Source organism: Streptomyces sp. NPDC085932 (assembly GCF_044540525.1).
GTDB classification, from domain to species: domain Bacteria; phylum Actinomycetota; class Actinomycetes; order Streptomycetales; family Streptomycetaceae; genus Streptomyces; species Streptomyces levis.
Genome location: NZ_JBITSJ010000001.1, coordinates 1,599,209 through 1,618,585 on the forward strand (window position 1 = coordinate 1,599,209; position 19,377 = coordinate 1,618,585).

A 19,377-nucleotide genomic window follows, 5' to 3' on the forward strand; every position below is an offset into this window, starting at 1 on the left:
CCTTCCGTGTGCTCTCCGGGATCAGACCGCGGGAGCCGGGAACGTCGGGTACTCCACGCCCGACACGTGCTGCACGACCCGGATCACCTGGCACGAGTAGCCGAACTCGTTGTCGTACCAGAGGTAGAGGATCGCGTTGTCGCCCTCGACCTTGGTGGCACCGGCGTCGACGATCGACGCGTGGCGCGAGCCGATGAAGTCGCTGGAGACCGCGTCCGGGGCGCTGATGAAGTCGATCTGGCGCTTGAGCGGCGAGGTCAGCGAGACCTCGCGCAGGTAGTCGAGGACCTCCTGGCGGGTGGTCTCGCGGGCGAGCTGCAGGTTGAGGATCGCGATGGACACGTCCGGCACCGGCACCCGGATGGAGCTGCCGGTGATCTTCGCCTTGAGGTCGGGCAGCGCCTTGGCGACGGCGGAGGCGGCCCCGGTCTCGGTGATGACCATGTTGAGCGGCGCGGACCGGCCCCGGCGCTCGGACTTGTGGTAGTTGTCCAGCAGGTTCTGGTCGTTGGTGAACGAGTGGACGGTCTCCACGTGGCCGCGCTGCACGCCGAACTCGTCGTCCATCGCCTTCAGCGGCGGCACGATCGCGTTCGTGGTGCAGGACGCGCACGACAGGATCTGCTCGTCCGGCTTGATGGTGTCGTGGTTGACGCCGTGGACGATGTTCGGGACGTCGCCCTTGCCGGGCGCGGTCAGCACGACCTTGTCGATACCCGGGCGCAGGTGCTGCGACAGGCCCTCGCGGTCGCGCCACTTGCCGGTGTTGTCGATGAGGATGGCGTCCCGGATGCCGTACGCGGTGTAGTCCAGCTCGGACGGGTCGTTCGCGTAGATCACCTTGATGGCGTTGCCGTTGGCGACGATGGTGCTGGTCGCCTCGTCGACGGTGATCGTGCCCTGGAACTGGCCGTGGATGGAGTCCCGGCGCAGCAGCGAGGCGCGCTTGACGATGTCCTGCTCCCCACCGCCCCGCACGACGATGGCCCGCAGGCGCAGTCCGTTGCCCGAACCGGCCTTCTCGATCAGCAGCCGGGCGACCAGCCGGCCGATGCGGCCGAAGCCGTACAGGACGACGTCCCGGCCCTCGCGCCGCTCGATCTTGTTGGCGCCGGTGGCACCGGCGACGGCCTCGGCGGTGAACTCGGCGACCGACAGTCCGCGGTCGTCCTCGCGGTACGTCGCGGCGAGCATGCCGATGTCGATCTGCGACGGGCCGAGGTCGAGCTCGGCGAGGGTCTTGAGGAAGGGCAGCGTCTCGGTGACGGAGAGCTCCGCGCCCGCGATCTGGCGGGCGAACCGGTGGGTCTTCAGGATGCTGACCACCGACTTGTTCACCAGGGAGCGGCTGTGCAGCAGGACCGTCACGTCCCGCTCCCGGTGCAGCTTCCCGATGATCGGGATCATCGACTCCGCGATCTCCTCGCGGTTCTTCCAGTTGGTGAACGAGTCGTCGTTGACAGTCACGAGTCCATCTTTCGAGCTAGGCGGCGCTCATATGTTAAACCGTCGGTGTTCCGAGCAGGGAAGGGGGTGCCTCGGGGCCTCCGTGTGCGGCTTTCCGCGCGCCCCGAGCGGCCCGGCTTGAGACGATCGACCCGGAGCTTCACAGCCGCCGTGCGAAAGGGACGCGCATGGACCTGGATGCCGTGGCCGACGAGCTGTACGCCCTGCGGCCGGAGGAGTTCACCTCCGCCCGGGCCTCGGCCGTGGCCGCCGCCCGCACCGCGGGAGACCGGGAACTCGCCGCGCGGATCGGTGCGTTGCGCAAGCCCAGCCTCGCGGCCTGGGTGAGCAACCTCCTGGTCCGCAGCCGCCCGGGTGAGGTGGAGCCGCTGCTCCGGCTGGGCGAGGGGCTGCGCCGGGCTCACCAGGACCTGGACGGTGCCCAGCTGCGGGAGCTGAGCAGGCGGCAGCACGCGCTGATCCGCGCCCTGTCCCTGCAGGCCAGGCAGCTCGCCGCGCAGGCCGGTCATCCGATCAGCGAGAGCGTGCAGCGCGAGGTGGAGAACACCCTGCACGCCGTGCTCGCCGACCCCGGGGCCGCCGAGGCCTGGGCGACCGGCCGGCTCGCCAAGCCGCTCAGCGCGGCCGTCGGCTTCCCGGCCGTGGCCGGGGGTGTCCCCCCGCGCGCCGGCGGGGGCGCGCCGGACCAGGGCAGGAGCGCGGGCGAGCCGGGCCCGGGCAGGGCGGGCAGGGGCGGGACGGTCAAGGACACCAAGGCGGACGAGCAGCGCCGGCAGCGTCTGGCCGAGGCGAGGCGGGCCGCCGAGGCCGCCGACCGGGAGCTGCGCACGCTCCGGGACGGGGCCGAGGCCGCCGGCCGGGCGGCTGAGGAGGCGAAGCAGGAGGTCGAGCGCCTCCAGCAGCACGTCGACGAACTGGCCGGGGAGCTGGAACGCGCCAGGGGCGCGCACCAGCAGGCCCGCTTCGCCGAGCGCACCGCCCGGGAACAGGCGCGCGCGGCCGAGCGCAGCGTCCGCGAGGCCGGCCGCAAGGCCGCGGCGGCCGCTGACCGGCTCGCACGCCTGACCTCTCCCGAGTCCTGACGGGCCGCTGCCACGCGGCCGGGTGCTCGGGACTCATCATGAGGTCGTGACGGAGCTCACATCCCAGTGCTGCGGTGGCGCCCCAGGGCATCACGTGCGCGACACCAAAATTGAACCGTTCGTTTTCTTGAACCGTTCGTGTTTGTGTGGCTAGGTTGTGGGCATGACCGCATCCCGGACCCCGACCACGGCCGAGGAGCTGCGCGGTGCCGGCCTGCGGGTGACGGCAGCCCGCGTCGCGCTGCTCGAGACCGTGCGGGACGGAGACCACCTGGGCGCCGAGGCGATCGCCTCCGAGGTGCGCGGGCGGGTGGGTCACATCTCCGTCCAGGCCGTCTACGAGGGGCTCCACGCGCTCACCGCGGCAGGACTCATACGCCGCCTCGAACCACCCGGCAGCCCCGCCCTCTACGAGGGACGGGTCGGCGACAACCACCACCACCTCGTGTGCCGGTCCTGCGGAGCCGTCGCCGACGTCGACTGCGCGGTCGGCCACGCCCCGTGCCTGACCGCCTCCGACGACCGCGGCTTCGCCGTCGACGAGGCCGAGGTCATCTACTGGGGCCTGTGCCCCGGCTGTTCCACCGCCAGCAGTTCCTGAGCACGTGATCCACCCGAGCACCGTGATCCACCCGTCCGGAAGGATTTCCATGACTGAGAACCACGACGCGATCGTCACCGACCCGAAGTCGGAGGAGGCAGGAGGCGGCTGCCCGGTGGCCCACGACCGGGCGCTGCACCCGACCCAGGGCGGCGGCAACCGCCAGTGGTGGCCCGAGCGGCTGAACCTGAAGATCCTCGCCAAGAACCCCGAGGTGGCCAACCCCCTCGGTGAGGACTTCGACTACGCCGAGGCGTTCCGGAACCTGGACCTCGCGGCCGTCAAACGCGACATCGCGGAGGTGCTCACCACCTCGCAGGACTGGTGGCCGGCCGACTTCGGCAACTACGGCCCGCTGATGATCCGCATGGCCTGGCACAGCGCCGGCACCTACCGCATCAGCGACGGTCGCGGCGGCGCCGGCGCCGGTCAGCAGCGCTTCGCGCCGCTGAACAGCTGGCCGGACAACGGCAACCTCGACAAGGCCCGCCGTCTGCTGTGGCCGGTGAAGAAGAAGTACGGCCAGAACATCTCCTGGGCCGACCTCATGATCCTCACCGGCAACGTCGCCCTGGAGCAGATGGGCTTCGAGACCTTCGGCTTCGCCGGCGGCCGCGAGGACGTCTGGGAGCCCGAGGAGGACGTCTACTGGGGCCCCGAGACCACCTGGCTCGACGACAAGCGCTACTCGGGCGACCGTGAGCTGGAGAACCCCCTCGGCGCGGTCCAGATGGGCCTCATCTACGTCAACCCCGAGGGCCCGAACGGCAACCCGGACCCGCTCGCCGCGGCCCGCGACATCCGTGAGACGTTCCGCCGCATGGCGATGAACGACGAGGAGACCGTCGCCCTGATCGCCGGCGGCCACACCTTCGGCAAGACCCACGGCGCCGGCCCGGCCGACCACGTCGGCGCCGACCCCGAGGCCGCCTCCATGGAGGAGCAGGGCCTGGGCTGGAAGAGCACCTACGGCACGGGCAAGGGCGGCGACGCCATCACCTCCGGCCTGGAGGTCACCTGGACCTCCACGCCCACCCAGTGGAGCAACGGCTTCTTCAAGAACCTCTTCGAGTTCGAGTACGAGCTGGAGCAGAGCCCGGCCGGCGCCCACCAGTGGGTGGCCAAGGACGCCCCGGAGATCGTGCCGGACGCGCACGACGCCACGAAGAAGCACCGCCCGAAGATGCTCACCACCGACCTGGCGCTGCGCTTCGACCCGATCTACGAGCCCATCTCCCGCCGGTTCTACGAGAACCCCGACCAGTTCGCGGACGCCTTCGCCCGCGCCTGGTTCAAGCTGACCCACCGTGACATGGGCCCGAAGTCGCTGTACCTCGGTCCGGAGGTCCCCGAGGAGACCCTGATCTGGCAGGACCCGCTGCCGGAGCCCGAGGGCGAGCTCATCGACGCCGAGGACGTCAAGATCCTCAAGACCAAGCTCCTGGAGTCGGGTCTGAGCGTCTCCCAGCTGGTGTCCACCGCCTGGGCGTCGGCCTCCACCTTCCGCGGCAGCGACAAGCGCGGCGGCGCCAACGGCGCCCGCATCCGCCTGGAGCCGCAGCGCGGCTGGGAGGTCAACGAGCCCGACGAGCTGGCCCAGGTCCTGCGCGTCCTGGAGGGCATCCGGCAGGAGTTCAACTCCGGCGCCGGTGCCAAGAAGGTCTCCCTGGCCGACCTGATCGTGCTCGGTGGCTCCGCCGCCGTCGAGAAGGCCGCCAAGGAAGCCGGCTTCCAGGTGGAGGTCCCCTTCGCCGCGGGCCGGGTGGACGCGACGGAGGAGCACACCGACGCCGAGTCCTTCGAGGCGCTGGAGCCGACCGCCGACGGGTTCCGCAACTACCTCGGCAAGGGCAACCGCCTGCCGGCCGAGTACCTGCTGCTGGACCGGGCGAACCTGCTCACGCTGAGCGCCCCCGAGATGACCGTCCTGGTCGGCGGCCTGCGGGTGCTGGGCGCCACCTACCAGCAGTCCCAGCTCGGCGTGCTGACCAAGACGCCCGGCTCGCTGACCAACGACTTCTTCGTCAACCTGCTCGACCTGGGCATCACGTGGAAGTCGACGTCCGAGGACCAGACCACCTTCGAGGGCCGCGACGCCGCCACCGGCGAGGTCAAGTGGGCCGGTTCCCGCGCCGACCTGGTCTTCGGCTCGAACTCCGAGCTGCGCGCCCTGGCCGAGGTCTACGCGAGCGACGACGCCAAGGAGAAGTTCGTCAACGACTTCGTCGCGGCGTGGGTCAAGGTCATGAACCTGGACCGGTTCGACCTGGTCTGATCACCGCCTGATCACCCCGCACGACAGGACGCCCCGAGCCGGCCGGCCCGGGGCGTCCCGCGTTGCCTGAGGGATCGTCAAAAGTCGTTCAAGGCAAGAACATCACTCACCCAAGACACCCCATGAAACGGCAAGGAACGCGCCCTGGCCCGGAGTCGGGCATACGTTCTGGCCGTGAACACCGATTCCACTGCCCACAGAGGCGCCGACCGTGCACCGCACCCCTTCGCCGGTGCGCGGCCGGCCACCGGCGGCCCCGTCCGCCGCACCCTCCTGCGCACCGCACTGACCGGTGCCGCCGCTCTCGGCACGGGCCTCGCCACCGCCCGCACCGCCACCGCCGCCCCCACCCGGGGCACGCCCCCGCGGCCCGGCACCCCGGGCGAGGCCTGGCGGGAACTGGCCGAGGGCAACCGCCGCTGGCGCACCTACCACGAACGCCACCCGCACGAGACGCCGGCCGTCCGGCAGACCCTGACCACCGGTCAGCACCCCTTCGCCGTCGTCCTCGGCTGCATCGACTCGCGCGTGCCCCCGGAGCTGGTCTTCGACCAGGGCCTGGGCGACCTGATGACCGTCCGCACCGCCGGAGAGGTCCTCGACGAGGCCGTGCTCGGCAGTGTCGCCTACGGCGTGCTGGAACTCGGCATACCCCTCGTCGTCGTGCTGGGACACCAGTCCTGCGGCGCCGTGCGGGCCGCCGTCGAGGCCGAGGAGTCGGGGGGCCGGCTGCCCGCGCACATCCAGTACCTGGCCGACCAGATCAGCCCCGCCATAGACCACGGCAAGGAGGGCGACGCGCGCATCGACGCGACCGTCGACGCCAACGTCCGGCTGGTCCGCTCCAAGCTGGTGGCGGAGCCCGACCTCGCCGCCCGGATCGGCTCCGGCCGGCTGGCGATCGTCGGCGCCCGCTACGAACTGACCGACCAGCGGGTGCACCGCCTCGCCTGACCCCGCGCCCGGTCCGCCGCACGCGACGGCGGACCGGGCCGCCCCGTCACGCCCGCAGCGGGTTGTACCGCGCCGCCGCCATCACGTACCAGGCGGTCGCCCCCGTGTGCCGGTACGGGTAGTAGCCGAAGCCGAATCCGGTGTCCAGCGGACTGCTCGCGGACACCACCCCGGCACGCTCGGGCAGCGCCCGGCCGCCGACGGTCTGACCGCCGCCCAGCAGTTCCTGGGCCCGCTCCAGCGAGACGAGCAAGCGCCGGGCCCGGGTCTCGTCACCCCGGGCGCCGCGGTCCCGCAGGGCGAGGGCGAGATGGGCCGTCCCCTCGAACCACACCCCGTTGCGGTCCGGCTTGGGCTGCCCCGCGGCGATCGGCGCGTCCTCGTTCGCCACCAGGCTCGCCGAACTGAAGGTGACGCCCTCGTAGGACTGGCCCGCGGGCACCGTGCTGTTGGGGCGCTGCGCGTGGTCGACGACGGCCAGTTCGGCCGCGGCCCAGTCCAGCGAACGGGCGTAGCGGCGGGTGCGCGACGAGAAGGCGAGATGCGTCCAGGTCTGCGTGTCCTCCGGGACGGGCGACTTGTTCACCGTGACCCCGTCGTTGGTGCCGGTGTAGAAGAAGCCGCCGTCCGGCTCCCACATCCGCCGCACGAACGCCTCGGCCCGCGCGCGCCGTTCCCGCCAGACCCGGTCACCGGTGAGGCGGGCGAGCCGGCCGAAGAGGCAGATCAGGTCCGTGTTGTGCTCGGTCGAGGTGAACGGCAGCTTCTGGTTCGCCCCGTCCACGCCGAACTTGTAGCCGCCGAGCGGCTCGTCGGTCCGGCCGTTCCGCTCGATCCACTCGCCGATCCGCACGGCACCGGTGAGGAAGCGGCGCGCCCCGGTACGGCGGGCCAGGGCGCCGAGCGCGATGCCGGCCCAGGCCATGTCGCCCACGGCCGTGCCGGTGAAGCCGAACTGCGTACCGACGTTGACGGTGCCGTCCGGCCGGACGAAGCCGTCGGGCTGCGGCGAACCGTCGTAGAAGGTGTACGGCCCGACGTTGTAGGCCTGGCGGAGCCTGCCGTCGTCGTGCGCCGGGTCGTGCAGCTGGGCGTAGAGCAGGGCGTCGCCCAGGGCCGTGGCCCGGGCCAGGCCGTCCGAGGTCCGGGTGGCGAGGTGGGCCAGGACGGCCAGGGCGTTGTCGTAGGTGAACGCGGTGCTGAACAGGCCGGCCTGGTCGGTGTAGCTCTGGGTCAGGCGAAGGCTCCCGTGGTCGGGGTAGGCGTCCATGGCGGCGGCGAGGAAGGCGTGTGCGCGGGCCGGTGCCGAGGCCGGGCGGGTGCCGGGGGAGCCGGCCGCGAGGGCCTGCCCGGAACCGGCCGCGGCGAGGGTGGCGGCCCCGAGCCCGGCACCGATGAGCGAACGCCGGCTGAGCGCCGGGCCTTGTCTGCCAGTCATGGATCTCCCCTTGAGAGCGCTCTCAATCAGCGCGCTCATTGTGCTGGCGCCCCAGGGGCGGGTCAACGGCTCGAACGAAACGGGCCGTTGCGGGGCCGGGGCGACGGCGGGTGGATCACTCGCAGACGATCTCGTCACGCGGCGTGTAGTGCGTGCGGTACGGCTCGCGCCGCACCTCCCGGCCGCCGTCGTAGAAGACCCGCTCCACCGTGACGTCGAACCCCTCCAGCGGGGTCTGGGGGACGCACTCCTTGTCGTCGCTCACCTTCTTGGCCGGCTCCTTCACCTCGGTGCGCGGGCCCTTGACCGACTTGATCTCGTCGTACTTGCGCGTGCCGAGGAAGGAGACGGTCACGGACGTGTCCGTGGACTCCGCCTGGATGTACAGGGCCTTGCCCGAGTCGTTGGTGAAGCGCAGGTCCAAGCTGCCCCAGGCGACCGTCGCCTCGCGGCCCTCCGGATAGCGCTCGATGTAGAAGGAGTGCGCGCCGTGCTCCACGGGCTTGACCCCGGCGAAGAAGAGCGCGTTGTACACGGTCGTCGCCACCGCGGAGACCCCGCCGCCGGACGCCTTCGTGAACTGGTCGTCGAGGATGATGATGCCCTCGACGAAGCCGTTCTCCTCGGTGCGTTCGCCGACGGTCCGGTTGAAGCTCCACGTCTCGTCCGGCCGCACGAGCGAGCCGTTGATGAGCTCCACCGCGCGGCCGATGTTCTTCGTGCGGTACTCGGCCGGTTCGAAGTGGACCGTGAAGGAGGACATCGTCTCGGTCAGCCCCAGTTCCGCGGCGTTCTCACGCGTCACCTCGGGCCGGATCGTGCGCACGTCCACCGCGCCCGTGCGGGCGGCGCCCGCCTCGGTGAGCAGGGGCAGCACCGCCTCGCCGAGCGCCTTGCCGGTGATCTCCCGGCCGAGCACGGCGTCCTCGGCGACGGCGACCCGGTCGCCGTCCGGCCGCAGCCTGGCGTTCCGCGCGGTGGTGGTGATCTCGTTCAGCGGCCCGGCCACCGCGGGGTCGTCCCGCAGCCCCTCGGCGTCGAGTCGCGGCTGCAGTGTGCCGCCGTCGTCCGGCCGCATGGTCAGGTGCGCGCCCAGGACCTCGGGGCCGACCGTGATCCGCCGGCCGGCCGCGGTCAGCGTGACGGGGCCCGAGACGGCCGGCTGCGCGAACGTCCGCACCGCGCGCCGCACCTCCTCGCCCGTCACCTTCGGCCGGGTCTCGCGCACCGGCAGGGCCGTCACCGCGCCGGCGTCGCCGCGCAGGAACGCGGCGCGCAGGGGGTCGACGGCGGCCGTCACGTCCAGCGCGTAGCCGGTGCGCGGCGCGACCTGCTCGACCCGCCCGCCGTCGAAGGAGACGGCACCGTCCCGGACCTTCCGGTCCAGTCCCAGCTCCCCGAGGGCGGCCGTGGCCCGCTCCCGGTCGAGACGCACGACCGGCTCGACGGCACCGCCGGAGCGGAACAGCCCGCCGAACACGCTGACCGGGTCGGCGCCGGTGCGCGCGGCACGGTCGACGGTCGCCCCGACGTCGTAGGAGAGCCCGGCGCGCCGCGGGTCGATGGTGCCCGTGCGGTCGCCGACCCGCACGGAGAGCGCCCGCGCCCCGGGCGTGTCCAACCGCCGCTCCAGCTTCCGCACGGCCTCCGCGCGGCTCAGGCCCCCGATGTCCACCCCGCGCACGGTCGTCCCGGCGTCGATCTGGCCGCCCGTCAGCAGCAGCCCGCCGAGGTACAGGCCGCCCACGCCCACGGCCAGCGCGCCGCCCGCCAGGGCGAGGGGCGGCAGGGACGTGGGGCGAGGTACGGAGGTTATTCGGGGGCGCATGGCTCTCCTGGAGATCGACGAGGACGGTGCACCCGTGACGCGACGCTGCTTGCGGGCAAACAGATCAAGCTATGCACATTCCGGCAGCCGAGCACTATGGCCCAGACCACTTATGTCCGAGATCATTACGGATTCGTCCGGTCCGGTCCGGGCCGTCGAGCCGGGCCACAGAGTGGTAACGACGAACAACTGTCCGGCTCCCGGGGTCGTCTAGGCCACCATGAAGATCTCTTTCCTTCTGCACAACGCCTATGGAATCGGAGGCACGATCACCACCACGTTCAACCTGGCCGGAGCGCTCGCCGAACGGCACGACGTCGAGATCGTCTCCGTCTTACGCCACCGGGAGCACCCCAACCTCACCCCCGACCCACGGGTACGGCTGCGGGCGCTGGTGGACCTTCGCACGGAGGCGGATCATCCCCTGCACCGGAGACCGGCGAGAATCTTCCCGGCCGCCGAGTACCGCCACCACCAGTACAGCGAGCTGACCGACCAGCGCATCGGCGAGCACCTGGCGGGCCTCGGCGCCGATGTCGTCATCGGCACCCGCCCCGGCCTCAACGTGCACATCGCCCGCCAGGCCCCACGCCACGTCGTGCGGGTCGGCCAGGAGCACCTCACCCTCGACAACCACTCGCCGCGGCTGCGCACCGCCCTGCGCCGCGCCTACCGCCACCTCGACGTGATCACCACCGTCACGGAAGCGGACGCCGCCGCCTACCGGCGGACGATGTGGCTGCCCGGCGTCCACGTCGAGGCCCTCCCGAACAGCGTGCCCGACCCGGTGCTGCCGCCGGCCGACGGCTCCGCGAAGGTCGTCGTGGCCGCCGGGCGCCTGGTCCGCGTCAAGCGCTACGACCTGCTGATCGAGGCCTTCGCCCAGGTCGCGGCCGCGCACCCCGACTGGCAGCTGCGCATCTACGGCAAGGGCGAGGAGCAGCCGGCGCTGCGTGAGCTCATCGAGCGGCTCGGCCTGTGGAACAACGTGTTCCTGATGGGGGCCGCCACCCCCATGGAGGCCGAGTGGGTCAAGGCCTCCATCGGCGCGGCCGCGTCGAACTTCGAGCCGTTCGGCATGACGATCGTGGAGGCCATGCGCTGCGGACTGCCCGTCGTGAGCACCGACTGCCCCTACGGCCCCGGCGAGATCATCCAGGACGGCACCGACGGCTGCCTGGTCCCGGTGGGGGACCGGGACGCCCTGGCCGCGGCCCTGCTGCGCCTCGTGGGCGACGACGAGCTGCGCCGCCGCATGGGCGCCGCCGCCCGGGAGAACGCCCACCGCTTCGCCCCCGCGCCGGTCGTCACCCAGGCCGAACGCATCATCGACCAGGCGCTGACGGCACGCGCCACCGGCCGGCACGCGGCGTCCGGGGTCTCCCGGACCGGCAGCCCCCTGACCGGCCGCATCCACGCCGCCCGCGACACGGCCCACGCCGCTGCCGCCGGCGCCCTGCGCGCGATACGGAAGGGCCGACGATGACCACCCGGCAGGACACCACCCCGCGCACCGGCTGCGTGATCGACGCGGACGGCCGCGTCACCTTCCGCCTCCCCGCGCCGCCGGCCGCCGCCCGGCCCCGCCTGCTGCTGCGCCTGCGCCCCAAGAAGGGCCGGCCCGAGCAGACCCTGCTCCACCTCGACCTGGAACCGGCCGACGCCGACGGCAGGGCGCACGCCGTCCTGGAACCGCGCCCGGAGCTGCCCGAGGGCCGCTGGGACCTGTACCTGCTGCCGGAACCGGGGGCCGAACGGCAGCGCCTGCGTCCCGGGCCGCGGGACCTGCGCGCCCTGGTCGACGGTCACCTGCGCGACCGCTCCTCCCCGGTCGCCGTCCGGGTCCCGTACGTCACCAAGGACGGCTTCCTCGCCCTGCGGACCTGGCTGCGCACCGCCCACGCCGAGGCCCTCACCCTCGGCGTGGAGGACCAGGCGATCACGGTCGCCGCCCGTCTGCACGGTGCCCGCCTCCACGACACCGCCACGGTGCGGCTGCGCCTGCGGGGCACCGACACCGTCCGGGAGCTACGCCCCCGGATCGACGGCGACGAACACGGCTTCTCCTTCACGGTGGACCCCGGCGACCTGGCGGCCGGCGCACCGCACGCCGGCCGGGCGTGGGACGCCTTCGTCCAACCGGCCGCAGACGCGCCGCAGGTCAGGATCGGCCGCCTGCTCGACGACGTGGCGGACCGCAAACACGTCCACGTCTTTCCCGCGATCAATGCGAGAGGTTCCGTCCTGCGCCCCTACTACACGGTGGACAACGACCTGGCGATCGAGGAGACGGTCCATTCCCCGACATGCCCGAAATGAAAAAACCTGGGGTTTCGCATGGGTATTTCGTCGGTGCGCCGCAACGCCCGTGTGTGGATTCTGTGTAAAGCACGGGCGCAAAAGGGCCGGAGGCCGCTCTTCAACACCCGCACAACGGAAGGGGACTTGCGGCGATAAGCAAACTCAAGTACCTAGATGAATCATGAACCTGTTCAACCGCGTCGTGCCGTCCCGGCGGCAGGCGCCCGCCGTCCCCCCACAGCGCCCTGCCGGCGCACCGGCTTCCCCCACCGCCGTGCTGCCCGATCCGGGCCTGGCGAATCTGACCGGTGAATGGGTCGTCGACCCCGCTCACAGCAGGATCGGCTTCTCCGTCCGGCACGCGATGGTGACGACCGTGCGCGGTTGTTTCCTGGAGTACGAGAGCCGGCTCTACTTCGACGCCCGTGACCCGTCCCGGTCGCGGGCCGACATCACCCTGTTCACCGCCAGTGTCGACACCGGAGTGGAACAGCGCGACGCCCACCTGGTGGGACGCGACTTCCTCGACGTCGCGGCCTATCCGCGGATGCGTTTCACGAGCACCGGTGTGGAACAGGCGGGCGCCGATCTCTATCGCATGTCGGGCGAGCTCACCATCAAGGGAATTTCCCGGCCCGTCGTCCTGGAGATGACCTACATCGGGCATGTCACCGACCCGTTCGGCTACGAGCGGGTCGGATTCGACGGCACCACGACCATCAACCGCTCCGACTGGGGCCTCACGTACAACAGCAGGCTGGCCGAGGGTGGCGCGATGGTCAGCGAGAAGGTGCGCCTGCAGTTCGACATCGCCGCCATCCGCACGGCGCCCGGAGCCGGCTGATCCTCCCGGGCGCTCAGGGCGCGCTCAGGCGGCGTCGGGTCCGGCCACGACCCGGAACACCGCCGGGCCGACCGTGAGGACCCCGTCGCTCACGGGTGTGCACCGCACCCCGCCCCGGCCCCGCAGGGCGCGCTGTGCGCCGGGGCCGATGGTCACGTCCATCCAGGCGCAGGGCCGGGCCGGGCGCTTCACCACGAACACCACCGGTCCGGTGCCGCAGTCGAGGGAGATCGTCGAACCGAGGTACGCGTCGATGTCGACGCCCCGGAGCAGCACGTTCCGGCGGGTGTGCCGCAGATCGGCGCCGGGTGGGAGGTGCTCCGCCGCCATCATGGTCACGGCCGCGTTCCGGTGCGCGGGCCGCGCGTAGTAGCGGTCGCCGACCAGTCCGAGGCCGTCGCGCACCTCCACCCGGGCGACGCGCTCGTCCCGCGGGCCGGGGGCGGGCCCGTCCGCGGGCCGCCCGGCCAGCCGGTGCGCGGGCGACACCAGCAGCTCCAGAACCTCCACCTCCGTCATGCGCCCACCCTACGGCCGGGTGGGGGCGCGGGTTCCCGTACGGCCCGGGCGGCTCAGTCGTCCCGGCGCTGCCCGGGTCCGTCCTCCCGCGGCGGGGCCCGGCCGTCGGCCGCCTCGCCCGCCGTGAGGTGCTCCAGGACCTCCACGAGTTCCTGGCACGCGCGCTCCACCGAGCGCCGGGTGTTGATCTGCTCGGTGATCACGGCCGACAGGATCAGGGCCGTCAGAGCCATTGCCCCGTTGAAGGCCTGCAGCTTCATGAGCACTTCCACGCGGGTGAGCCGCTCGAACGGACCCACCCGGTCGGTCGCCGACACCGTGGCCATGACCGAGGCGAACAGGGCGCACACCATGCCGCCCGCCAGCTGGAAGCGGAGAGCCGCCCAGATCACCAGGGGGTAGACGAGGTAGAGCAGGCTCAGGTGGCTGTGCGTGGCCAGCGGCACGACGCAGCAGACGATGACGGCCAGCCCCGTGGCCTCCCTCCAGCGCGTCAGACGAAACGGCGGGCGGACCCGGGCCAGCAGGAGCAGCACCGGCGTGACGATCAGCACGCCCATGGCGTCGCCCACCCACCAGGCCAGCCACACGGGCCAGAAACCCGCCCCTTCGAGCCGGCCGGTGAGCACCAGCAGCACCGCGCCTGTGGTGGAGCTGATCAGCATCGCGGTGAACGCGCCCAGGAACACCAGGGCGAGGCCGTCGCGCAGCCGGGCGAGATCGGTGCGGAAGCCCGCCCGGCGCAGCAGCAGGTACCCGGCGAGGGGCGCGGCCGTGTTCCCGGCCAGGATCCCCAGCGCGGACGGCGACGGGGAGGTCAGGGAGAGGATGACGAAGAAGGCGCCCAGGGCGATGCCCGGCCAGCAGCGCAGCCCGAAGAGGAGCAGGCAGGCGACCGAGACCCCGGTGGGAGGCCAGATGGGGGTGACCACCGCGCCCTCGACGACCAGTTCGCGCAGCAGACCCAGCTGCCCGGACGCGTAGTAGCAGGCGGCGACGGCCGGCGTCTGCAGAGCGAGGACGACCGGCTTGCGCAGATCCTGGCTACCCACCACAGCAGCCATGAGACACCGGGGCCGCCGGGTCGGCGAGGCGGGAGCGGAGCCGTGCGGCCCTATGGCTGAGGTGCCCGCGCCTGCTCGCCGGTCCGGGCCGGCGGGGGCGGCGCGTCCGGTCCGTCCAGCCCGACGACCAGCACGGCGGCGTCGTCGTCGTGTCCCACCCGCTCCGCGCCCTTGATCACGGCCGCGGCCAGCGCGTCCACGTCCATGCCCGCGACCGCCGCGATGCCCGCGAGCCGCGTCACCTGGTCCAGGCCCTCCTCCAGCGGCATCGACGGTCCCTCCACGACACCGTCCGTGAGGAGCACGAACACACCGCCCGTGGTGAGCTCGTACCGGGTCACCGGATAGGGCATGCCCGCCAGGACCCCGAGCGGGGGGCCGCACTCGTCCTCGGTGACACCGGACTTCCCGTCCGCCGTGGCCCAGACGCAGGGCAGATGTCCCGCCCGCGCGCTCTCCAGCACCCCGGCGCAGAGGTCGAGCCGCATGAACGTGCAGGTCGCGAACAGGTCGGAGTTGAGTGCCAGCAGCAGGTCGTTGGTGCGGGCCAGGACTTCGCCCGGTTCGCTGCTGACAGAGGCCAGCGCCCGCAGCCCGGCCCGCACCTGCCCCATGAAGGCGGCCGCCTCGATGTTGTGTCCCTGTACGTCGCCGATGGACAGACCGATCCGGCCGTCGCCGAGGGTGAAGGCGTCGTACCAGTCGCCGCCCACGTTCAGTCCCTGGCACGCGGGGGTGTACCGCACGGCCAGATGGAGCCGTCCCGCGACGGGCAGGTCGCGGGGGAGCATGCCACGTTGCAGTGCCAGGGCCAGCTCGACGCGGGAGCGCTGCATCTCGGCCTGCGCGCGGGCCTGGGCCGTCAGGGCTCCGAGCCGGGTCAGCAGCTCGTCACCGTCGTCCGTCGTGCGGGTGCGGGACATGGATCACTCCGGCGAGGACGGCCACGGTCGGTGACGACCCTCGAAGGCGAATCACTCCATTTACGTTCATAGGATGATACTCAGGGCGGAGGCCCGGCGACGACTCGCGAGCCGCGGCCGACGGCCGCCAGCACGAAGGTCACGCTGATCAGCAGCGCCCACGCCCCGAACTTCTCGATCCCCACCGGCTCCCAGCCGTGCTGCTGGTACGGGTAGCGCCAGGCGCCGACCAGGGTGGCGAGGTTCTCCGCGACCCACAGGAAGAACCCGATGAGCACGAACGACACCGCGAGCGGCATCCTCCGGCGCACGCCCCGCACGGTGAACCGCACCGCCGTCCCGGCGGTCACCGCGACCAGCAGCACGGCCAGCACCCAGCGCGCGTCGGGCAGCCAGTGGTGGCTGAAGAAGTTGACGTAGATCGCCGCGGCCACCACCGCCGTCGCACGCGGCCGGTAGCGCACGAGTTCCAGGTCGAACAGGTGCCAGGCCCGGCAGACGTAACTGCCCACGGCCGCGTACAGGAACCCGCCGTACAGGGGCACCCCGGCGAACTTCAGCACGGCCGGCTCCGGGTAGCTCCAGGAGCCGAGCGACACCTTCACCAGCTCGAACGCCAGGCCGATGACATGGCAGACCGCGATGACGGCGACGTCCCGGCCGTTCTCCCGGCCGCGCAGCCAGAACAGCAGCGTGAGCAGCACGCCGTAGACGACCAGCAGGTCGTACCGTGCCACCGGGAGGTCGGGGAGCAGGGCGGAGACGGCGACGCCGGACAGCAGGGCGATGGCGAAGGCGCAGGCGCGTGTCTGCGTCCACGCGAAGTCGAGCAGGTGCCGCACGACCGGTGCGGCCCAGGGGCCGCCGACGCTGGGAGGGATCATGGTGCCCAGTAGGACGGGCCCCTGCCCCTCACCGGTTGCAGCGGACCTCCGCGGCCCCGGACGTTCCCGCCCGGGCCGCGGCCACCGCCTGCCGCAGCAGGGCGGACAGCCGTCGATCGGCGTCCGGCGCGGCGCTCAGCACCCGCACGGCGTGGTCGAGGTGACGGCTTCCCGGGCCGCGCCACCACAGCAGGTCGGCGACCCGGTTCGCGGGGCCGGCCGCGGGGGAGCGGGCCACACGTTCCGCTCTGCGGCGGCACGCCCGGCCGTGCCGCGCCAGGGTCCGGGAGGAAGGGCGCACCCGCCGGGCCGCTTCCACCGCCATGCCGACGGGCCGCGGCGCGTGCGCCCGCCCCGGGGGCCGGGCGTCGGCGAGCTCGGCGGCCAGCGGCCACAGGGCGAGCCGGGCCACGTCGCCCACGCTGTCGTTGACGGCGCGGGCCAGCGCCGCGAGCACCGGGTGCGTACCGGCGGGGCTGTCGGTGAACCGGTCACCGGCCAGCAGCGCGGCGGCCTCCATCAGACAGGCGCCGTCGTCGGGATGCAGATGGGCGAAACGACCGGGCAGCGGCAGGGCGCCCGGCACCATCGCGTCCGACGGCCGGGACGGCGGTGGAACGGAGGAAGGTCTCATGACGGCCTCCGGCCGGACTCACACGCCGGTGACGGCGTGCAGGAAGAGATAGAGCGCGGCGGCGGGAATCCCGGCGCCGGGGAACGTGAGCACCCAGGCGGTGACGATGGACCGTGCCACCTGCCAGCGTACGGCCGAGGCGCGCCGGGTGGCACCGGCACCCAGGATGGCCGCGGTGATCGTCTGCGTCGTGGAGATCGGCGCCTTCACCAGGAACGCCGTGGTGTAGAGAACGGCCGCCGCGGAGGTCTCCGCGGCGAAACCGCGCGGCGGGTCGAGGTGCACGATCCGCCGCCCCAGGGTGGTGATGATGCGCCGCCCTCCGCTGTACGTACCGGCGGCCATGGCGAGCGCCACGGCGACGATCACCCATACCGGCACGGAGAAGTCGTCCTGCCAGCCCGCGGTGACCAGGGCCAGCACGATGACGCCCATGGTCTTCTGCGCGTCCTGCAGCCCGTGTCCCAGCCCCATCGCGGCGGCGGAGACGGTCTGCGCCATGCGGAAACGCCGCATGGTGCGCCGGGGCGCGGCACGGCGGAAGAGCCACAGGATGGCGGTGTGCAGCAGATACCCGAGCGCCACCCCGACCAGCGGGGAGAGCAGCATCGGCAGGACGACCTTGTCGAGGATGCCGGACCAGTGGACGGTCGCCGAGGCGGCCAGCGCGGCGCCGACCAGCCCGCCGATCAGGGCGTGCGAGGACGAGGTGGGCAACCCTCGCCACCAGGTGAAGACGTTCCACGCGATGGCGCCGAGCAGCGCGCACAGCACCAGCAGCAGGCCCGAGACCGCCTCGGGCGCCCCGATGATGCCCTTGCCCACCGTCTGGGCGACCTCCGTGCCCAGGAAGGCGCCCAGGAAGTTCATCACCGCCGCCATCGCCAGCGCCACCCGCGGCGTCAGGGCCCGGGTGGAGATCGAGGTGGCGATCGCGTTGGCGGCGTCGTGGAAGCCGTTGGTGAAGTCGAACGTCAGCCCCACGACGATGATCAGCACCACCAGCGTGAGCTCCATGACCGATCACCTTTCGCCGCGTCCGCGCACGCTTCCATCCTGCGCCCGCACCGGCCGGGCGGACCCCGCGACTACGCCACGCGAGGCGCGCCCGTCCCGCGAGAACAGGGCAGCGCCCCCGTACGGTGTCCTGGTGCGATCTGTGCCGAAATGGGTCCTTCTGTCGTCGGGGTGCGCCCCCGTGGCCCTGATCCTGGGCTGGCTGGTGGCGGCATCACTGCAGGGCTCCCCGTACGACCCGGCCGCCCAGACCATCAGCGTGCTGGCGGCGCCCGGCGCCTCGGGCTCCTGGGTGATGACGGCGGCGTTCGTCGTCCTCGGCGTCTGCCATCTGCTCACCGCCTGGGGGCTGCGCCCGGCCGCGACTCCGGGGCGGGTGGCGCTCGCGGCCGGGGGAGTGGCGGCGCTCGGGGTGGCCGTCGTCCCGGCGCCGAGCAGCGGAGGCTCGCTCAGTCACGGCTCGGTGGCCGCCGTGGGCTTCACCGTCCTCGCGGCGTGGCCTCTCCTCGCCGCCCGCACCGGCGACGCCGTCCCCTGGGGCCTGCGCCCCCTGCCCTCCGTCGGGGCGACCGGCGTGATGGCGCTGGGCGCGGCCTGGTTCCTGATCGAACTGCACCAGCGCGGCGCGGCCGGCGCGGCGGAGCGCGCGGTGACGACCCTGCAGTCGGTGTGGCCCTTCGTGGTCGTCCTCTCCTGCTTCCGCGCCGCGGGCCGTGGAACGCGGCAGGTCAAGCTCGTACGCCGGTAGCCGTGTGCCGGTCGTTCACGGACTCGTACGCCGCCAGCCGTGTGCCGGTCGTTCACGGACGGGGAAGACCGGGAGCGCGCTCCGTGAGCCGCTGCTCGGCACCGGCCGCCGCTCCGAAGTAGTCGCCACCCTTGCGGCGGACGTCGTCCGTGCCCCAGGCCCGCTCCTCGCCGGTGCTCCGCCGCCGCTGCGCCGGGACGAGCCGGGGTATGTGCTTCGAGCAGTGGACGTACGCCTCCTCGACCTCCACCCGGACCCAGAGCCGGGGGCGCCGACCGGGGACGGGGTCGACGGCGAGGCGGCCCGGGTGCCGGCGGCGCATGGCGTCGTCGGGGACGAGCTCGGCCCGGCCGTTGACGTGCAGGCCGATCCGGTCCCCGGCGAAGTCGATCATCAGCAGGCCCACGTGCGGGTTCTCCCGGATGTTGCCGAGGGAGGCCATGACGCCGTTCCCGCGGTACTCGGGGTAGGCGAGGGTGGTGTCGTCGAGCACGTGGAGGAAACCGGCCGGGCCGGCCCGGAAGGTGTTGTCGCACTCCCCGCCGGCGTCCGCCGTGGCGAGGAAGAACATCTCCTGGCGGGCCACGAACTCCTGCATCCGCGGGTTGAGCCGGTCCAGCACTTGTTCGTCGTAGAACCGGTCGGCCCGGTCGGTGGTGCCCATCTCCTGCTGGATCCGGTGTTCTCCGTGGCTTCCGGGGCGGTCGGCCCGCTCGTCGTCGTACAACGGTCCTCCTGACGGGCATGTGGCATACGGTCATCCCGCTGGCCGAGAAGACCCCACGGGCCGCGCCCATG

General features: G+C 72.6%; 18 protein-coding genes. 8 read left to right on the top strand and 10 right to left on the bottom strand.

The features are described from left to right. Window positions 1–21: 21 nt before the first annotated feature. Window positions 22–1,467 (bottom strand): glyceraldehyde-3-phosphate dehydrogenase, encoded by a 1,446-nt coding sequence (locus ACIGAQ_RS06780; protein WP_311686238.1) that lies wholly within the window; start codon window positions 1,465–1,467, stop codon window positions 22–24. 167 nt (window positions 1,468–1,634) lie between these two features. On the opposite strand from ACIGAQ_RS06780, the gene ACIGAQ_RS06785 reads away from it, so the two are divergent. The 4 genes from ACIGAQ_RS06785 to ACIGAQ_RS06800 all read left to right on the top strand — a co-directional run bounded on the left by ACIGAQ_RS06785 (window position 1,635) and on the right by ACIGAQ_RS06800 (window position 6,379). Next, complete coding sequence (locus ACIGAQ_RS06785) at window positions 1,635–2,549, top strand: hypothetical protein (protein ID WP_399779637.1); 915 nt, start codon at window positions 1,635–1,637, stop codon at window positions 2,547–2,549. Window positions 2,550–2,712: 163 nt separating this feature from the next. Continuing rightward, complete coding sequence (locus tag ACIGAQ_RS06790; protein ID WP_311686234.1) at window positions 2,713–3,150, top strand: Fur family transcriptional regulator; 438 nt, start codon at window positions 2,713–2,715, stop codon at window positions 3,148–3,150. 49 nt (window positions 3,151–3,199) lie between these two features. Then, the gene (katG, locus tag ACIGAQ_RS06795; RefSeq protein WP_311686232.1) at window positions 3,200–5,425 is read left to right on the top strand and encodes a catalase/peroxidase HPI; all 2,226 of its coding nucleotides are present in this window, start codon (window positions 3,200–3,202) and stop codon (window positions 5,423–5,425) included. A 174-nt stretch (window positions 5,426–5,599) separates the two neighbouring features. Beyond that, window positions 5,600–6,379: a carbonic anhydrase gene (locus tag ACIGAQ_RS06800; protein WP_311686230.1), complete on the top strand. Its 780-nt coding sequence runs from the start codon at window positions 5,600–5,602 to the stop codon at window positions 6,377–6,379. Between the two features lie 46 nt (window positions 6,380–6,425). Here the strand turns inward: ACIGAQ_RS06800 and ACIGAQ_RS06805 are convergent, their stop codons facing one another. Beyond that, the gene (locus ACIGAQ_RS06805; RefSeq protein ID WP_399779640.1) at window positions 6,426–7,817 is read right to left on the bottom strand and encodes a Tat pathway signal sequence domain protein; all 1,392 of its coding nucleotides are present in this window, start codon (window positions 7,815–7,817) and stop codon (window positions 6,426–6,428) included. A gap of 115 nt (window positions 7,818–7,932) precedes the next feature. Then, window positions 7,933–9,645 carry a VanW family protein gene (locus ACIGAQ_RS06810; protein ID WP_399779642.1) on the bottom strand — a complete coding sequence of 571 codons (1,713 nt, stop codon included), beginning with the start codon at window positions 9,643–9,645 and terminating at the stop codon, window positions 7,933–7,935. A gap of 220 nt (window positions 9,646–9,865) precedes the next feature. On the opposite strand from ACIGAQ_RS06810, the gene ACIGAQ_RS06815 reads away from it, so the two are divergent. The 3 genes from ACIGAQ_RS06815 (at window position 9,866) to ACIGAQ_RS06825 (ending at window position 12,790) form a co-directional block, all read left to right on the top strand. Further along, window positions 9,866–11,131: a glycosyltransferase family 4 protein gene (locus ACIGAQ_RS06815; RefSeq protein WP_399779644.1), complete on the top strand. Its 1,266-nt coding sequence runs from the start codon at window positions 9,866–9,868 to the stop codon at window positions 11,129–11,131. After that, complete coding sequence (locus ACIGAQ_RS06820) at window positions 11,128–11,964, top strand: transferase (protein WP_399779646.1); 837 nt, start codon at window positions 11,128–11,130, stop codon at window positions 11,962–11,964. The genes ACIGAQ_RS06815 and ACIGAQ_RS06820 overlap by 4 nt, the downstream gene beginning before the upstream one ends. Window positions 11,965–12,127: 163 nt before the next feature. After that, a complete protein-coding gene (locus ACIGAQ_RS06825) occupies window positions 12,128–12,790 on the top strand; it encodes a YceI family protein (RefSeq protein ID WP_311686220.1) in 663 nt (220 codons plus the stop codon). Window positions 12,791–12,814: 24 nt separating this feature from the next. Here the strand turns inward: ACIGAQ_RS06825 and ACIGAQ_RS06830 are convergent, their stop codons facing one another. The 6 genes from ACIGAQ_RS06830 to ACIGAQ_RS06855 form a co-directional block, all read right to left on the bottom strand. After that, entirely contained in the window at window positions 12,815–13,309 is a 495-nt protein-coding gene (locus ACIGAQ_RS06830) for a molybdenum cofactor biosysynthesis protein (RefSeq protein ID WP_362283353.1), read from the bottom strand. 53 nt (window positions 13,310–13,362) lie between these two features. Next, on the bottom strand, window positions 13,363–14,364 hold the full coding sequence (locus ACIGAQ_RS06835; protein WP_399779649.1) for an MASE1 domain-containing protein: 1,002 nt from the start codon (window positions 14,362–14,364) through the stop codon (window positions 13,363–13,365). Between the two features lie 59 nt (window positions 14,365–14,423). Beyond that, on the bottom strand, window positions 14,424–15,296 hold the full coding sequence (locus tag ACIGAQ_RS06840) for a PP2C family protein-serine/threonine phosphatase (protein WP_399779651.1): 873 nt from the start codon (window positions 15,294–15,296) through the stop codon (window positions 14,424–14,426). 80 nt (window positions 15,297–15,376) lie between these two features. After that, on the bottom strand, window positions 15,377–16,180 hold the full coding sequence (locus ACIGAQ_RS06845; RefSeq protein ID WP_399779653.1) for a DUF817 domain-containing protein: 804 nt from the start codon (window positions 16,178–16,180) through the stop codon (window positions 15,377–15,379). A 28-nt stretch (window positions 16,181–16,208) separates the two neighbouring features. Further along, window positions 16,209–16,814 carry a hypothetical protein gene (locus tag ACIGAQ_RS06850; protein WP_399779655.1) on the bottom strand — a complete coding sequence of 202 codons (606 nt, stop codon included), beginning with the start codon at window positions 16,812–16,814 and terminating at the stop codon, window positions 16,209–16,211. Between the two features lie 18 nt (window positions 16,815–16,832). Beyond that, the gene (locus ACIGAQ_RS06855; protein WP_311686209.1) at window positions 16,833–17,831 is read right to left on the bottom strand and encodes an inorganic phosphate transporter; all 999 of its coding nucleotides are present in this window, start codon (window positions 17,829–17,831) and stop codon (window positions 16,833–16,835) included. Window positions 17,832–17,964: 133 nt separating this feature from the next. Here ACIGAQ_RS06855 and ACIGAQ_RS06860 point away from each other — a divergent pair, with 133 nt between their 5' ends. Further along, window positions 17,965–18,579 carry a DUF998 domain-containing protein gene (locus ACIGAQ_RS06860; protein WP_311686208.1) on the top strand — a complete coding sequence of 205 codons (615 nt, stop codon included), beginning with the start codon at window positions 17,965–17,967 and terminating at the stop codon, window positions 18,577–18,579. 52 nt (window positions 18,580–18,631) lie between these two features. On the opposite strand, the gene ACIGAQ_RS06865 is transcribed toward ACIGAQ_RS06860, so the two are convergent. Beyond that, the gene (locus tag ACIGAQ_RS06865) at window positions 18,632–19,306 is read right to left on the bottom strand and encodes a pyridoxamine 5'-phosphate oxidase family protein (protein ID WP_399779658.1); all 675 of its coding nucleotides are present in this window, start codon (window positions 19,304–19,306) and stop codon (window positions 18,632–18,634) included. Window positions 19,307–19,377 lie beyond the last annotated feature (71 nt).

What these genes read in the sequence shown, in the direction of transcription:
- ACIGAQ_RS06805 (WP_399779640.1), bottom strand. Translation starts at nt 7,817, where the DNA reads ATGACTGGCAGACAAGGCCCGGCGCTCAGCCGGCGTTCGCTCATCGGT.
- ACIGAQ_RS06815 (WP_399779644.1), top strand. Translation starts at nt 9,866, where the DNA reads ATGAAGATCTCTTTCCTTCTGCACAACGCCTATGGAATCGGAGGCACG.
- ACIGAQ_RS06830 (WP_362283353.1), bottom strand. Translation starts at nt 13,309, where the DNA reads ATGACGGAGGTGGAGGTTCTGGAGCTGCTGGTGTCGCCCGCGCACCGG.
- ACIGAQ_RS06845 (WP_399779653.1), bottom strand. Translation starts at nt 16,180, where the DNA reads ATGATCCCTCCCAGCGTCGGCGGCCCCTGGGCCGCACCGGTCGTGCGG.
- ACIGAQ_RS06855 (WP_311686209.1), bottom strand. Translation starts at nt 17,831, where the DNA reads ATGGAGCTCACGCTGGTGGTGCTGATCATCGTCGTGGGGCTGACGTTC.
- ACIGAQ_RS06785 (WP_399779637.1), top strand. Translation starts at nt 1,635, where the DNA reads ATGGACCTGGATGCCGTGGCCGACGAGCTGTACGCCCTGCGGCCGGAG.
- ACIGAQ_RS06810 (WP_399779642.1), bottom strand. Translation starts at nt 9,645, where the DNA reads ATGCGCCCCCGAATAACCTCCGTACCTCGCCCCACGTCCCTGCCGCCC.
- ACIGAQ_RS06790 (WP_311686234.1), top strand. Translation starts at nt 2,713, where the DNA reads ATGACCGCATCCCGGACCCCGACCACGGCCGAGGAGCTGCGCGGTGCC.
- ACIGAQ_RS06825 (WP_311686220.1), top strand. Translation starts at nt 12,128, where the DNA reads ATGAACCTGTTCAACCGCGTCGTGCCGTCCCGGCGGCAGGCGCCCGCC.
- ACIGAQ_RS06820 (WP_399779646.1), top strand. Translation starts at nt 11,128, where the DNA reads ATGACCACCCGGCAGGACACCACCCCGCGCACCGGCTGCGTGATCGAC.
- ACIGAQ_RS06850 (WP_399779655.1), bottom strand. Translation starts at nt 16,814, where the DNA reads ATGAGACCTTCCTCCGTTCCACCGCCGTCCCGGCCGTCGGACGCGATG.
- ACIGAQ_RS06840 (WP_399779651.1), bottom strand. Translation starts at nt 15,296, where the DNA reads ATGTCCCGCACCCGCACGACGGACGACGGTGACGAGCTGCTGACCCGG.
- katG (WP_311686232.1), top strand. Translation starts at nt 3,200, where the DNA reads ATGACTGAGAACCACGACGCGATCGTCACCGACCCGAAGTCGGAGGAG.